The sequence below is a fragment of the Actinophytocola xanthii genome (assembly GCF_001921205.1).
Lineage (GTDB): Bacteria > Actinomycetota > Actinomycetes > Mycobacteriales > Pseudonocardiaceae > Actinophytocola > Actinophytocola xanthii.
This window is the reverse complement of record NZ_MSIE01000199.1, coordinates 1-544: the sequence shown is the minus strand read 5'-3', so window position 1 is coordinate 544 and position 544 is coordinate 1. Positions and strand designations below refer to the sequence as shown.

Sequence of the window (544 nt, the reverse complement as noted above, 5' to 3'; positions counted from 1 at the left end):
TGAAGTCGGAGACGATCGGGTTGGCGGTGATGGCCGAACTACCACTGCTGGTGATCGACGTCCAACGCGGCGGACCCTCCACCGGCCTGCCCACCAAAACCGAACAAGCCGACCTGCTCCAAGCCCTCTACGGACGCAACGGCGAATCCCCCGTACCCGTGATCGCGCCCCAATCCCCCGGAGACTGCTTCGCGGCGGTGTTGGACGCCACCCGGATCGCGCTCACCTACCGCACCCCCGTGCTGCTGCTGTCCGACGGCGCGATCGCCAACGGCTCGGAGCCCTGGCTGATCCCGAACGTGGAGGACCTGCCCGACCTGCGCCCCACCTTCGCCACCACCCCCAACAACCCCGACGGCACCCACTGGCCCTACCTCCGCGACCCGGAAACCCTCGCCCGCGACTGGGCCCTCCCCGGCACCCCCGGCCTCCAACACCGCATCGGCGGACTCGAAAAAGCCGACGGCAAAGGCAACATCTCCTACGACCCCGCCAACCACGACCACATGACCCGCCTCCGCCACAAGAAGATCAGCAACATCGA

General features: G+C 67.8%; 1 pseudogene. It reads left to right on the top strand.

The window, feature by feature from the left end:
• Positions 1-544 (top strand): annotated as a pseudogene (locus tag BU204_RS37910) (2-oxoacid:acceptor oxidoreductase subunit alpha); the annotation flags it as partial.